Raw genomic sequence first — 13,180 nt, 5'->3', positions numbered from 1 at the left:
TAAAAACCTCTTTTCGATTATTTTTGAACATCTTCTTCATAGTCGCCATTTACACAGACAACTTGTTTGCCACCTTTAACTTTCTTCTCAACTAGATATTGATTACATTTTGGACAATTCCTGCCTACTGGTTTATCCCAAGAAGTAAATTCACAGTCTGGGAAACGAGAACAACCATAAAAAATTCTATTCTTCTTGGATTTACGTTCAATCACTTGGCCTTCGTGACATACGGGACAAGTAACACCGATTTCTTTAACGATTGGTTTTGTGTTGCGGCAATCTGGGAAATTACTACATGCGTAAAATTTACCATATTTTCCTAATTTAATCACCATTGGATGCCCACAGACATCACAATCAAAGCCGGCTGGTTCATCTTTGATTTGGATTTTTTCCATTTTTTCTTCTGCATTACTCAATTCTTTTTCAAACGGTTTATAGAAACGATCAACCACTTGGACCCAAGCTTCTTTCCCTTCTTCCACTTTATCCAAGTCATTTTCCATTTCCGCTGTGAAATGAATATCAACGATTTGAGGGAAAAACTCAACAATCAATGAGTTGACGATTTCACCTAACTCCGTTGGTTCAAAACGTTTTTGTGTCAATTTGACATAGTAACGACGTTGAATCGTATCCAACGTTGGTGCATAAGTAGATGGACGACCGACACCATTTTCTTCCAACGCTCGGATAAGCGTTGCTTCACTAAATCTTGCTGGTGGTTGCGTAAAGTGTTGTTTTGGTTCGATATCCACAGATTGAACAATATCTCCCTCTGTTAATTCCGGCAAGATATTTTCTTTGTCCTCTTTCCCGTCATCACGCCCTTCAACATACACCTGCATAAATCCTTTGAATTTCACTTTTGAGCCATTAGCAATAAAGATGACACCATTTTGGTCTAAAGTCACTTTCATCGTATCTAAAATTGCTGGTGTCATTTGACTGGCAACGAAACGTGACCAGATCAATGTATACAATTTTAATTGATCTTTATCTAAATATTGTTTGATTTCATCGGGTGTGCGTAAAACACTCGTTGGTCTCACTGCTTCATGGGCGTCTTGTGCGCCTTGAGCATTTTTTACTTTTTTATTCCCATGGGCAGAAAATTCATCACCGTAAGTTTCTTGGATAAATGAAGCTGCCTCAGCCTTTGCTGTATCGGCAATTCGTGTTGAATCGGTACGCATATAGGTGATCAAACCAACTGTTCCTTGTTTGCCTAATGCAATTCCTTCATAAAGTTGTTGTGCGACCATCATTGTTTTTCTTGTACGGAAGTTCAACTTACGTGCAGCTTCTTGTTGCAAACTACTCGTAGTAAATGGGTTTGCTGGGTTTCTTTTTCGTTCTTTCTTTTCCACTTTTTTCACTTCAAAGTCTTGACCATCAATTCTAGCAGTGACTTCTTTCACAGCTTCTGCATCCGGCAGTTTTTTCTTCTTCCCATCGATTCCCCAGAAGTTCGCTTTGAATTTCTTACGTGCTTTTTTGAAATTTCCATCGATACTCCAGTATTCTTCTGGAATAAATTCGCGAATTTCTTGCTCACGATCAATGATAATTTTTAAAGCAATAGATTGAACGCGCCCCGCACTCAATCCTTTTTTCACTTTACGCCAAAGGATTGGGCTGATTGAATAACCAACTAATCGGTCTAGTGCGCGGCGTGCTTGTTGTGCATCCACTAAATCAACATCAATTGAACGAGGTTCTTTAAACGCTGCTTTCACAGCATCTTTGGTGATTTCATTGAAAACAACACGATTTTTGTCTTCAAGATCTAATCCTAACAAATAAGCTAAATGCCAAGCAATAGCTTCCCCTTCTCTATCCGGGTCACTTGCGAGATAAACTTTTTGTGCTTTTTTAGCCGCAGATTTTAAACTTTTGATAACGTCGCCTTTTCCTCGGATGGAAATATAATGGGGTTCATAATTATTTTCGACATCAATTCCCATTTTACTTTTTGGTAAATCACGAATATGGCCTACACTTGCCATTACTTTATAATTTCGGCCCAGATATTTTTCAATTGTTTTGGCCTTTGCTGGTGATTCTACAATCACTAAATATTTATATGCCATTCTTGAATGGACTCCTTTCATTGTCGAGTTCCTACTATATATACTTATATTAGAGGTTTCCTACAAATCGTAGCTAATCATATCCATTCAGAAATCGTTTGTCAAGGAAAGCAAATGGGAAATGTGCTGTTATTCTTTCAATTCTTCCAAAATATCTTGTCCTGAAATCGTACAAATTGCACCATCTTGAATGAGGTGATGACAGCCTTCAGAGTGTTCTGTTAAAACATTTCCTGGAACGGCAAAAACAGCTTTACCTAAGTCTAATGCTTGCTGTGCTGTTATTAGTGAACCACTTTTTTTCCTTGCCTCAACTACACAAGTTCCCCGTGACAAGGCAGCAATGATTCGATTTCTCATCGGAAAGCGATGTCTCCTTGGTCCTGCTTCTGGTGGGTACTCACTTAACAGCAAATGCTCCTCCGCAATTTTCATTTGTAATTGTTCATTTTCTCTCGGATAAAATTTTCCCAAACCTGTTCCAACAACAGCAATCGTTCGCCCGCCTTCCCTAATTGCTGCACAATGACTATATGTGTCAATGCCTTTAGCACAACCACTTACGATTACGTAACCATCAGCAATCACTGGACGTAAGAGCTGAAAAACAGTTTTCTTTGCAAGAACTGATGAACGTCTTCCTCCAACAACACTCAGCATCTTGCATGTCAATAAAGATACATCTCCTCGATAAAATAATAGAATGGGAGGATATGTCAAATCCAGTAGTTGTGGAGGATACCGTGGATCCAAGCAAGTAATATACTGTTGGTCTTTTTTAATCTTTTCCCAGTTGGCTTCGATTTCCAACCAGCTTTGTCGAAATAGTTCACGATGACTCGTAATGGAGGCAATCTTACAAATCACTTCTATTGTTAACCGCACTTCTGGATTTTCTAACAAGTACTGAAGCACTTGCCATTTTCCTTGACTACTAATTCCTTTTGCGTAAGTCAAACGCAATAAATATTCTTTTATTTTTTCCATAAAAAAACCACCTTTTGCTTTCTTTTTGATAAGATACGCAAAAGATGAGTTTAAATTTTTATAAATATTTTTTAACTGGAGCAAATGTTCGACGATGAATTGGTGTAATTCCTTGTTTTTCCATACCGAGCAAATGTTCTTTTGTCCCATAACCAGCATTATGCCCAAATCCATATCCCGGATACAATTGGTCGTATTCTTTCATCAAACGATCGCGGTAAACTTTAGCAATGATGCTGGCGGCGGCAATAGAAACAGAGCGTGCATCACCTTTGATTAACTTCTCTTGTTGAATGGGCAAATCTAATTTCATCGCATCAATCAGTAAATAAGTTGGCTTAACTGCTAATTTTTCAACTGCTTGTATCATTGCTAGTTTACTTGCTTCATAAATATTGACTTGATCGATTACTTTTTCATCAATAATACCAATTCCAATAGCCAAAGCTTTCTCTTGAATTTCTTGATAAAGTAATTCACGTTTTTTCTCAGATAACTGTTTAGAATCATTTAAGCCAAGAATTTCTTCATCTTTGGGTAATACAACAGCTGCCGCAACAACCGGACCAGCTAAAGGCCCCCGACCAACTTCATCAATCCCTGCAATCCATTGATGACCATTGGCATACCCTTGTTTTTCAAAAATAAACATTTCTTGATACTTTTCTTTTACTTTCGCTTCCTTTTCAAGTCGCTTTGCTAAGGAATCAAGTGCTTGTTGCACTCCTTTTCGCGGATCTTGTTTCAAATATTCAAGTGAAGGATCAGTGAAGGAAGTAATTGTAGATAGTTTTTCCTTAATGGCTTGAATCGATTCACTCATTCACTTCTTGCCCCATTTCTTCACAACGATCTAACGTGTAGCGCCCTAGTTTACCATCTCTGATTTCGAACACAACTAGTTCACTTCCCCGAGCGTAATCATCTCTGAAGCCTCTTTTAGCCGTGATATCCATTAAAATTTCTGGTGCAAGTCCTTGCTCTTGTTCTTCTGTTAAGTGGTAACGTTCTTGAATTCTTCCCGGGTAATAACGGGCAAAAAAATCCAAACCATAGATGGCTAAGTCATCTAAATGAAGTAATTGATCTTTGATTGCCCCAGTCAACGCTAGCTTTTTACCAATCTCTTCATCTTCAAATTTAGGCCAAAGAATTCCTGGTGTATCTAATAATTCTAATTCTGTTCCATGGCGTAACCATTGTTGACCTTTAGTAACCCCAGGTTTATTTCCTGTTTGTGCAATCTTTTTTCCAACTAAGCGATTCATTAATGTCGATTTTCCGACATTGGGGATTCCTAAAACCATTGCTCGAATCGCGCGTGGTTTCAATCCTCTAGCAGCATCTCTCGCTCTTTTTTCTTTTAACACTTCTTTGGCGGTTGGAATCAAGCCCTTAACACCTTTATTTTCCTGTGCATTGATTGCTAAAGCTGCGTGACCTTGCTTTTTGAAGTATTCTTGCCATAATTTTGTTTGTTGTGGATCTGCTAAATCAGCTTTGTTTAATAAAACAATCCGTGGTTTTTGTTGGATGATTTGATCAAGCATTGGATTTCTTGATGATAATGGCAGACGCGCATCAACTAATTCAAACACAATATCAACATATTTCATTTTTTCAGAGACTTCACGACGTGCTTTAGCCATGTGTCCAGGGAACCATTGGATAGTCATCTTATAAATACAACTCCTTTCGTATTCAGGTTTACTAACCTTTAAACTGTTTTATTTCTAATAAAAGATCTTTCATAAAACCATGCTTTTTCTTTTATAAAAAACTGTTCCATGTATTATCTTATCACTAAACATCTTTCGCATTTTACCATAAATTTCTGCTAGATTAAACAATAACTCATATACTTGCAAGTCTTTGCTTTTTTTTGCAACTTATTTTTCTTTTTTCAAGCATAATTCGCCATCCATTTTAGCTTTCATTTTCGAAAGTCACATTTGTTTTTTTTGTTGCGTCTATCTTTCTCTGCTTCATAAAATAATTATTCTTAAAGAAGAAGTGTTCAAATCACACCAATTTTCGTTTATTAATCAAAATAATTTAATCAAAAGATTGCACTGATCGAATCATTTTTGTTAAAAAAAAGCAAAGTAGATTTATCTACTCTGCAAAAAAATATTTGTTAAAATTTGCTTTTCTTCATTAAAGGTTAGGCAAAAGGTTAAGCAGATTTTTTGACAGCGCTTTCCAAACAGTAGATTATGATAATAGAAAGGGGTCGAAAAAAATGAGCACAATGGTTTTTGTTAATTTTCCAGTTAGAAATGTGAAAAAGTCAACAGAATTTTATACGAAACTTGGGTTTAAACAAAATCAAGAATTTTCGACAGAACAAGCAAGCTCTATGGTGTGGGATGATCACTTTTGGATTATGCTGTTGGATCATGAATTTTATCAAACATTTATCAACGATCGAAAAATTGCAGATGCACAGACAACCAGTGGCGCACTGATTGCTTTCAGTCTACCTAATGCAGAAGCAGTCAAAAAATTTGCCGAAACAGCAAAAGAAAATGGTGGATCTTATTATCACGTGGACATGGGGATTCCAGAAGATCAAATGTTTGGTCTTGAAGTGCAAGACCTAGATGGAAATATGTTAGAGCCCTCTTGGATGGCAATGTAAAACTAAAAAAGGATAAAAATAAACAAAAAGAAATCACTCCAACGTTACATTGTTGGAGTGATTTCTTTTTCTTTGCTTTCAAATCATGTTTTTAAAGTTAGTCAACGGTCACCTGCATCTCTCCTTCTTTTGCTTCAAACACAATCCTTACTTTCTCCCCTCAATATGCAAAATAAACTTTTGATTTTCGGTATTTATTTTGTTAAAGGTAATAATATTTCCGCCATCTAATTTACTTGCTTCAATATCCATGACTTTGCCACTTTTTAGATTCTTCAAAAAGTAAGTTTGGCCGTTTGTGTGATTACCTTCCCAAATCAATTGCCAAAGCGCGCTATCATTGTCGCTCACATTTGGTTTGACACCGACAGTTCCATTACTATTTTCTATTAAGCTATAGGCCGTTTGTTTATAGCTATGAATACTATACGCATTTTTTACTTCATTGTATTTGAGATACCATTTTTGATTGCTGTTGCCATTATTATTGAAGCTGATTGCCGTATTTTGCTCTTCATACCAATCAATGACCTTCCAAGGATCAATCTTACTCTGAATGGAAACCAGTATGTCATTATAGTTTTCTGGTATTCCTGTGTGTAAGTCAAATGACAAATAATTAAAATATGGAGTAGCTTCTGTCAGTGTTAAAAATTTGACCGTTGTTTCTCCGTTTATGTACTGATCTCTCTCAAATCGAATCGTATAGTAATTACGATTCTTCTTCGTTTCTCTTAGCTTTCGAGTACCTCGAACCTTGTGACTTTTTCCCGGCCCAGTCATTAAATAGGCGCTTTCGTAATTAGGGTAGTATTCTGAAGGACCTCCATAGATCCCCATACTAGCATCAAATTCAATCGCATAATCAGTTACTCTCATTGCTTCCAATTCCCATCCGCCAAAAAATGGACCTGAAACTAATGGACGAACGTTACTATAACTCATGGCATGTGTCATCGTTTCAACACTTTTCTCTCCTTCTATATTGACGACATCTGCATTGACCGTCACTTGAGGCAAAAATAGAAATAAAGTAAAAAACAACCCAATCAATTTTTTCATTTTTTTCTCCTTTTTTTCGTTTTTTTCTATCGACCAACTAAATGTTCAAGTAGCAAGAAAGGCAGATACCTTACTGGTATCTCCTTTTTTGCTTTCTCTTTTAAATACAAATTTTTCAATTTTCCAGCTTATCCAGAAATTACTTTCTCCCCTCAATGTGTAAAATAAATTTTTGGTTTTCTGTTCCTGTCTTATTAAAGGTAATAATATTCCCACCATCTAATTTACTTTCTTCAATGTCCATGACTTTGCCACTCTGGAAGTTTTTCAAATAATAAGTATTGCCATTTTCATGAGTCCCTTCGCTGATCAATTTCCAAAATGAGTTTTCTCTCTTGTTAACACTATCAGTTACTACAACTTGACCATTACTATTTTCTACTAGATAACTGTACTTACTTCTATAACTATAAATACTATAAGCATCAATCACTTCATCGTATTCTAAATACCATTTTTGATTGTTATTGCCATAGTTGTGGTAACTAATTGCTTTGTTATGTGTTAAATCCCAGTCAATCACTTTCCAAGGATCAATCTTACTTTGAATAGATACTAATAAACCTCCATAATGAACCGGTACTCCTGTGTTTAATTTCAAAAAGATATAATTCTCAGCACCATACGTATAATTCATTAGACGAATCGTAGCTGTTCCGTTTATGTATTGGTTTCTTTCAAATCGAATCGTGTAATAATGACGACCATAATTGACGCCACGAGAAATCCGTTTCCCTTGACTTTCATACTTTCCTTCAGGCCCTGCCCATAAAGCATCTGCTGTCTTTATTGGCCCATTTCCACCAGTATACGAACCGACATTTGCATCAAACTCAATGTATTGATCGGTCACTCTAAGTTGTTCTATTTTCCAGCCCGCTAAAAAATTAGAAGTATGATAGTCAATGTCAACCCAGTAATTCATACCACGACTTTCTGCCGTATTTGCTTCGTTTCCCAAAGCCGTTTGTCCCTTTTCACTAGCATTCACTACCACCTGAGGGAACAATAAAAATAATGTTAAAAACAACCCAATTATCTTTTTCATTTTCTTTCTTCCTTCCTAATTAAATTTTTGGATCAAACCCTTTTGATCGTTTACTTTCTTCCTTCAATGTGCAAAATAAACTTTTGATTTTCGGTATTTGTTTTGTTAAAGGTAATAATGTTCCCACCATCTAATTTACTTGCTTCAATATCCATGACTTTGCCACTTTTTAGATTCTTCAAAAAGTAAGTTTGGCCGTTTGTGTGATTACCTTCCCAAATCAATTGCCAAAGCGCGCTTTCATTATTGCTAACATTTGCTTGGACACCAACAGTTCCATTACTATTTTCTATTAAGTTATAGTCAGTTTGTTTATAGCTATGAATACTATACGCATTTTTTGCTTCATTATATTTGAGATACCATTTTTGATTGTTGTTACCATTATTATTGAAACTAATCGCTTTATTATGTGTTATATCCCAATCAACTACTTTCCAAGGATCCATTTTACTTTGAATGGAAACAAGTAAGTCAGTATAGTTTTCTGGTATTTTTGTATCTAGCTTAATAATCAGCTCGTTGTATAAAAAGTCAGTATCTACAACTGATTTGATATGGATAACTGTATTAGGACCGTTTATGTATTGTTTTCTTTTAAATCGAAAAGTGTAGTAGTTTCGACCATTTTTCTTTTCGCGAAGAATTCGTTCACCATCGATTTTATAATTACCTTCTGGTCCGCTGGATAGAGTCTGTGTCTCTCGTACTTGATTGCTATATTCTCCAAAATCCCACATATTAGCATCAAACTCAATTGCATAATCTGTTACTCTCATTCTTTCTACTTCCCAGTCCTCGGTAAATGAACCTACCAAGATATTTCTAGTAATTTCATATTCCATTTGGTTGTTTGCTCTACTACTTGTTTCAATAACTGTTTGTTCCATTTCACTTGCATTTACCATTGCTTGAGGAAGCAATAAGAACAAAGCAAAAAACACTCCAATAATCTTTTTCATTTTCTTACTCCTTTTTTGTTTTATTATTTAACAAATTTTCTCGTCTCTCTTTTCAACTTTCACCTCCTCTAAAAAAGATAAGATAAAACAACAAAAATTTTTTTCACCTCTCTAAGAAAACGTTAACATATCCAGTTAGCAGCTGTCAAAAAATAACTTTAGCTATATTAAAAAAACAAAAAAAAGACAATTGATCTCACTCAATTGTCTTTTTGACTGATACTATTTCAAGCCATCAATTATTTGATCCATTTGATTTCACTTAAAGGATAGTACACCATACGTGCCTTACCCAAGATATCTTCGCGAGAAATTGTACCAAAAGAACGACTATCTTTTGAAATTCTTCGATTATCACCCATGACAAAATAATTATCTTTAGCCAATTTTTCTTCCCCAGTTAATCCTTGCAATGTAAAATCTGTCGTATAAGGTGCAGTTTCATGATCCGATTGAATATTTTTATTCAAAAAAGGTTCTTCGATTTTTTTCCCATCCACTTGTAATGTGTCATTTTGATAGCTGATTGTTTCACCAGGCAGGCCGATTACCCGCTTGATGTAGATTGTTCCATCTGCTAATTGAAAAACAACAACATCAAATCGTTTGATTTCACTAAACTTTTCCATTACCGTCATATTTCCTTGACTCAATGTATTTTCCATTGAATTTCCTTCAACAGGCACTGGAATAAAAAGAAAGCCACGTAAAATAAATGCCAGAAAAATCGAAATCAATAAATATTTCACAGCTAGCCAAAAACGATTCGTCCACTTCTGTTTCGTTGTCAACATTCATCCCTCATTTGTAGTTCTATTTTTATTATAGGGAAATTTCAAACAAATTGCGACTAAGAGATGAAATTAATCTTTTTTCAAAGACAAACAAAAGCTTAAGAAGCATGATTGTTTTCCAAATATTGTTCCCAAGCTGCATCGAACACGTCCATGGATGCCAGATAGTCTACGTTCATTTCCAAATAATCAGAAAGTTCCTCATAATCTGAGCTATGCTTTGGAAACTGAATATCTTTTCCTGCTTCGTTTGCAAATTCAGTCACTGGATCTAGGTGATTTGGTCCACGAAGGGTCATTAAATAATGGTAAAAACTTCGATTCACTGATGATTCCCCCAATTTTTCTCGACAAAAGCCGCTCTTCTTGCATGATTGCGTGCAAAGTTTTCTGGATTCTTTTTATAGTAGTCTTGGTGACTTGTTTCAGCCAAATAAAATGGCTGTGCGGGTTCAATAGTCGTCACAATTTTTTCTGTAAAACGACCACTCTCAGCTAACTGTTGTTTGCTTTTTTCTGCAATCATTTGTTGATCTTTTGTTGAATAAAAAATGGCAGGTCGATAACTACTCCCTCGATCTTCAAACTGACCAAACGCATCAGTCGGATCTGTTTGTTCCCAATATAAATCGACTAATTCTTGATAGGAAATCACTTGTGGATCATAAATAATTTCAACTGCTTCTGTATGACCAGTTGTTTGGCTCTTCACTTGTTCATATGTTGGGTTAGCCAACTGTCCGCCAGTATATCCCGACATAATGGAATGGATACCTGGTAAAGTATCAAATGGCTGAATCATGCACCAAAAGCAACCACCTGCAAAAATTGCACGTTCCATCAAATCCCCCCTTTTGATTCTTTCATTTGATTTCACTTATTGATCAGAACTTTCTTTTGTTGCTCCTTCACTTGCGGGTAAGTATAAACTAAAACGGATATCATCGTCCACTAAATTTATTTTATCGGCTTTAATATACATCCCATTTTGCATTCGGAACTTATCAAGCCGAAGCATAACTGTTAAATCTTTCGTGTCAATCTCGACCCATTTTGGCAAATTATAATTACGTTTGACCATATTCATCACATCTTTGATCGGCAAACTCAATGTGCCAATGGATAAACTTTTTGCTTTCAACTGAACATTCCCATTTTCCATGACATAAGGCTCAAAATACAAATAGAAATTTACAGGAAAACCTAAGACTTCAAATTGACCATTTAACATAGCTTCATTTTCTAAATAAAATTTATACTCAATGTCGCCTTCTTTTTGAAAATCGCTCAAGAAAAAACTAATCAACTGATTGACTTTTTCTTTATTTGAATTGATTGTTAGAACTGGTTCTCCTTCGATTGCTGTAATTTCTGGCATATTTTTGTACTCGGGTTGGCTTGAAAAAATTCGAGCGCCTAAAAAAAGAATTGTGCCAACCACAACGCCTAATAAAATCAAGAAAGCCATTTGCCAATAATTTGACACATGACTTTTTTTCGCATTCAAAGGTTCTTTTACTTTTATTTCTGGATTTTTTGGACTTTCTTGTTCTGTCATTTTTCACCCTCCTTTAGTAACCATTGTTCTTTAGTCTCAACTAATTTTTCTTTTACTGCATTTGCCATCAATTGATAGCCTAAGTTGTTTGGATGAAAATGATCTTCTTCATACAAAACATTATTTTTAATATCATTCAGACTTTCTGCTGTGCTATCTGTTGTATTGGATTGTTCTTCAGCTACTCCAACTTTTTGATCTAATCCCTGATAGAGTAAGTCATTGATTGGAATAAAATAGCAATTATCCGTCTCTTTAACAATTGTCTCTGTTCCTTGATTCCAATTATCTACAATTGTCTGCATATCTGTAATTTCTGGAAAGTTCAAATAAAAAGGATTGTAAATACCTAGAACATAAATCGGCGCACTTGAGTTTAAGCCTCGAATCTCTGCTAAAAGTTTGGTCACGTTTTCTTGATAGTTTTTTAAAGGTTTTTTAAAAGAGTGTGTTGTTAACCCAAAAAAATTATTTTGAATCACCTTCATCAAATCATTTCCACCCACAGTCAATGTGATAAAGTCAGCAGTCTCAATGTTTGATTGGATCGTTTCTTTTTTCTTCACTCGCTTAAGTATTTGATCGCTTCGTTCGCCATTGACACCATAATTCTCTGTTTCAACGGTCTTCAACTGATAATCTTCTCGTAAGTCATTCGCAATTAAAGGAACAAACCCACCTTGCTTGGTTTGGTCACCTACTCCTTCAGTCAATGAATCGCCAATTGCTACATAATGAAGTTTATTTTTCATGTTCGACGTTTTCTTCGTAGTAACTGGTGGCTTTATTAAGGGTTCTGCTTTCGGAATACTCAATGATAAACCTGTGAAAACAACGACTGCGATGACGATTGGAATGAAAAACAATCTATATTTCTTAAGTAATTTCATTTTTTCACCTCTGTCTTCAATTGTTTCTAATCTTATCAAAAGTTATTTGAAAAAGGTAGCTTTTCGAAAGAAATCGTAAGAACTTATCTTTTTTTCAAAAAAGCATACAAAAAGAACTAGTAAAAGGAAACTATCACCTAACTAGTTCTTTTTTTTGACGCTATTGATTTTTAATCGACATAATACATGATCGCAAAAGCACCTTTACCCGTATGTGTAGCAATTACTGGGTTTGTTTGTAAAATTGGAATGTGCATTTCAGGAAATAGTTCTTGTAGACCTTCTTTGAACTCCAATGCCAATTCTTTTGCATCAGCATGGGAAATAGCAACTTGATGAACATTCGGCAATTCTTTTAGTTCTTTTTTCAAGCTATCAAACCATTTATCAAAAGTTTTCTTTCCGCGGCCTTTGGCAACTGGAACTAAATTTCCATGGGTAAAATTCATGACCACACGAATGTTCAACATACTTGACAGCAGTCCTGTCGCACGACTGATTCGTCCACCTTTGACTAAGTTATCTAAAGTAGCGATACCAATATATAATTTGGTATTGTCTCGAATTTTTTCGATTTCAGCTAAAATTTCGGTTGAAGATTTACCTTCTTTTGCTAATTTTGCTGCTTGAATGACTTGGAAGGACAAGCCTTGGTCCGTTGTGTCACTGTCAATAACCGTTACTTTGCTTTTAGTTAAATTGCTCGCTTGACGTGCAGCTTCTACAGTTCCACTTAATCCTTTTGTCATATGAATGGAAATAATTTCACTGCCATCTTTGCCCAATTCATCATATAATGAAACAAATTCACCAATTGGTGGTTGGCTCGTTTTTGGCAAAGCTTTAGCAGTAGACATCATCCGCATGAATGTTTCTCCGTCTAACTGATCGTCATCAGGATACATAACGCCATCAATCATTACTGATAGTGGCATGACATGAATATTTAAAGTGTCTCGTACATCTTTTTCCATTGTACAAGAAGAATCTGTTACAATTTTTACATTTGTCATTGTTTTCTCACTCTTCCTTTAACAGCTGCCTTATTCATGTTAAACTTACATTCAAGGCAATTTCTTTTTTTAGTATAACAGACAAACAATGATTTTTCATTAAATACGTCAAACAAAGGAGCCGTTTTC

14 protein-coding genes are annotated in these 13,180 nt (G+C 35.4%); 1 reads left to right on the top strand and 13 read right to left on the bottom strand.

Annotation, left to right across the window (positions count from 1 at the left end; all coding sequences use genetic code 11):
* Positions 1-17 precede the first annotated feature (17 nt).
* From topA to ylqF, 4 genes are all read right to left on the bottom strand, one after another.
* Positions 18-2,096 carry a type I DNA topoisomerase gene (gene topA, locus AC4BC3_RS04835; protein WP_206910072.1) on the bottom strand — a complete coding sequence of 693 codons (2,079 nt, stop codon included), beginning with the start codon at positions 2,094-2,096 and terminating at the stop codon, positions 18-20.
* A gap of 129 nt (positions 2,097-2,225) precedes the next feature.
* Complete coding sequence (gene dprA, locus AC4BC3_RS04830; protein ID WP_490467111.1) at positions 2,226-3,083, bottom strand: DNA-processing protein DprA; 858 nt, start codon at positions 3,081-3,083, stop codon at positions 2,226-2,228.
* Positions 3,084-3,141: 58 nt separating this feature from the next.
* Positions 3,142-3,906: a ribonuclease HII gene (rnhB, locus tag AC4BC3_RS04825; protein WP_206910070.1), complete on the bottom strand. Its 765-nt coding sequence runs from the start codon at positions 3,904-3,906 to the stop codon at positions 3,142-3,144.
* Entirely contained in the window at positions 3,899-4,759 is an 861-nt protein-coding gene (gene ylqF, locus AC4BC3_RS04820) for a ribosome biogenesis GTPase YlqF (RefSeq protein ID WP_206910069.1), read from the bottom strand. Before ylqF ends, rnhB begins: the two co-directional genes overlap by 8 nt.
* 566 nt (positions 4,760-5,325) lie before the next feature.
* Here ylqF and AC4BC3_RS04815 point away from each other — a divergent pair.
* A complete protein-coding gene (locus AC4BC3_RS04815) occupies positions 5,326-5,724 on the top strand; it encodes a VOC family protein (protein ID WP_490467110.1) in 399 nt (132 codons plus the stop codon).
* Positions 5,725-5,871: 147 nt separating this feature from the next.
* Here the strand turns inward: AC4BC3_RS04815 and AC4BC3_RS04810 are convergent, their stop codons facing one another.
* The 9 genes from AC4BC3_RS04810 to AC4BC3_RS04770 form a co-directional block, all read right to left on the bottom strand.
* On the bottom strand, positions 5,872-6,786 hold the full coding sequence (locus AC4BC3_RS04810; protein ID WP_490467109.1) for an RICIN domain-containing protein: 915 nt from the start codon (positions 6,784-6,786) through the stop codon (positions 5,872-5,874).
* A 139-nt stretch (positions 6,787-6,925) separates the two neighbouring features.
* Positions 6,926-7,834, bottom strand: a complete 909-nt coding sequence (locus AC4BC3_RS04805) for an RICIN domain-containing protein (RefSeq protein WP_490467108.1) — start codon at positions 7,832-7,834, stop codon at positions 6,926-6,928.
* Positions 7,835-7,884: 50 nt separating this feature from the next.
* Positions 7,885-8,796, bottom strand: coding sequence for an RICIN domain-containing protein (locus AC4BC3_RS04800; protein WP_490467107.1), 912 nt, complete (start codon positions 8,794-8,796; stop codon positions 7,885-7,887).
* A gap of 239 nt (positions 8,797-9,035) precedes the next feature.
* On the bottom strand, positions 9,036-9,590 hold the full coding sequence (lepB, locus tag AC4BC3_RS04795; RefSeq protein ID WP_490467106.1) for a signal peptidase I: 555 nt from the start codon (positions 9,588-9,590) through the stop codon (positions 9,036-9,038).
* A 98-nt stretch (positions 9,591-9,688) separates the two neighbouring features.
* Positions 9,689-9,916 (bottom strand): YozE family protein, encoded by a 228-nt coding sequence (locus AC4BC3_RS04790; protein WP_206898792.1) that lies wholly within the window; start codon positions 9,914-9,916, stop codon positions 9,689-9,691.
* The gene (gene msrA / locus AC4BC3_RS04785; protein WP_490467105.1) at positions 9,913-10,431 is read right to left on the bottom strand and encodes a peptide-methionine (S)-S-oxide reductase MsrA; all 519 of its coding nucleotides are present in this window, start codon (positions 10,429-10,431) and stop codon (positions 9,913-9,915) included. The genes AC4BC3_RS04790 and msrA overlap by 4 nt, the downstream gene beginning before the upstream one ends.
* Before the next feature lie 36 nt (positions 10,432-10,467).
* The gene (locus tag AC4BC3_RS04780; protein ID WP_242589963.1) at positions 10,468-11,058 is read right to left on the bottom strand and encodes a YpmS family protein; all 591 of its coding nucleotides are present in this window, start codon (positions 11,056-11,058) and stop codon (positions 10,468-10,470) included.
* An 86-nt stretch (positions 11,059-11,144) separates the two neighbouring features.
* On the bottom strand, positions 11,145-12,038 hold the full coding sequence (locus AC4BC3_RS04775; RefSeq protein WP_490467104.1) for an SGNH/GDSL hydrolase family protein: 894 nt from the start codon (positions 12,036-12,038) through the stop codon (positions 11,145-11,147).
* Positions 12,039-12,208: 170 nt separating this feature from the next.
* Positions 12,209-13,051 carry a DegV family protein gene (locus AC4BC3_RS04770; protein ID WP_206910056.1) on the bottom strand — a complete coding sequence of 281 codons (843 nt, stop codon included), beginning with the start codon at positions 13,049-13,051 and terminating at the stop codon, positions 12,209-12,211.
* Between the last annotated feature and the right edge of the window lie 129 nt (positions 13,052-13,180).

Source organism: Enterococcus sp. AAFC-DPL-6103, assembly GCF_058216595.1.
This window is presented reverse-complemented; position numbering and strand designations above follow the sequence as displayed.

Bases quoted from the DNA above. Each gene is read 5' to 3' on its own strand.
- AC4BC3_RS04800 (WP_490467107.1), bottom strand. From the start codon at position 8,796: ATGAAAAAGATTATTGGAGTGTTTTTTGCTTTGTTCTTATTGCTTCCT.
- AC4BC3_RS04775 (WP_490467104.1), bottom strand. From the start codon at position 12,038: ATGAAATTACTTAAGAAATATAGATTGTTTTTCATTCCAATCGTCATC.
- AC4BC3_RS04780 (WP_242589963.1), bottom strand. From the start codon at position 11,058: ATGGCTTTCTTGATTTTATTAGGCGTTGTGGTTGGCACAATTCTTTTT.
- AC4BC3_RS04805 (WP_490467108.1), bottom strand. From the start codon at position 7,834: ATGAAAAAGATAATTGGGTTGTTTTTAACATTATTTTTATTGTTCCCT.
- AC4BC3_RS04810 (WP_490467109.1), bottom strand. From the start codon at position 6,786: ATGAAAAAATTGATTGGGTTGTTTTTTACTTTATTTCTATTTTTGCCT.
- lepB (WP_490467106.1), bottom strand. From the start codon at position 9,590: ATGTTGACAACGAAACAGAAGTGGACGAATCGTTTTTGGCTAGCTGTG.
- ylqF (WP_206910069.1), bottom strand. From the start codon at position 4,759: ATGACTATCCAATGGTTCCCTGGACACATGGCTAAAGCACGTCGTGAA.
- AC4BC3_RS04815 (WP_490467110.1), top strand. From the start codon at position 5,326: ATGAGCACAATGGTTTTTGTTAATTTTCCAGTTAGAAATGTGAAAAAG.
- rnhB (WP_206910070.1), bottom strand. From the start codon at position 3,906: ATGAGTGAATCGATTCAAGCCATTAAGGAAAAACTATCTACAATTACT.
- topA (WP_206910072.1), bottom strand. From the start codon at position 2,096: ATGGCATATAAATATTTAGTGATTGTAGAATCACCAGCAAAGGCCAAA.
- AC4BC3_RS04770 (WP_206910056.1), bottom strand. From the start codon at position 13,051: ATGACAAATGTAAAAATTGTAACAGATTCTTCTTGTACAATGGAAAAA.
- dprA (WP_490467111.1), bottom strand. From the start codon at position 3,083: ATGGAAAAAATAAAAGAATATTTATTGCGTTTGACTTACGCAAAAGGA.
- msrA (WP_490467105.1), bottom strand. From the start codon at position 10,431: ATGGAACGTGCAATTTTTGCAGGTGGTTGCTTTTGGTGCATGATTCAG.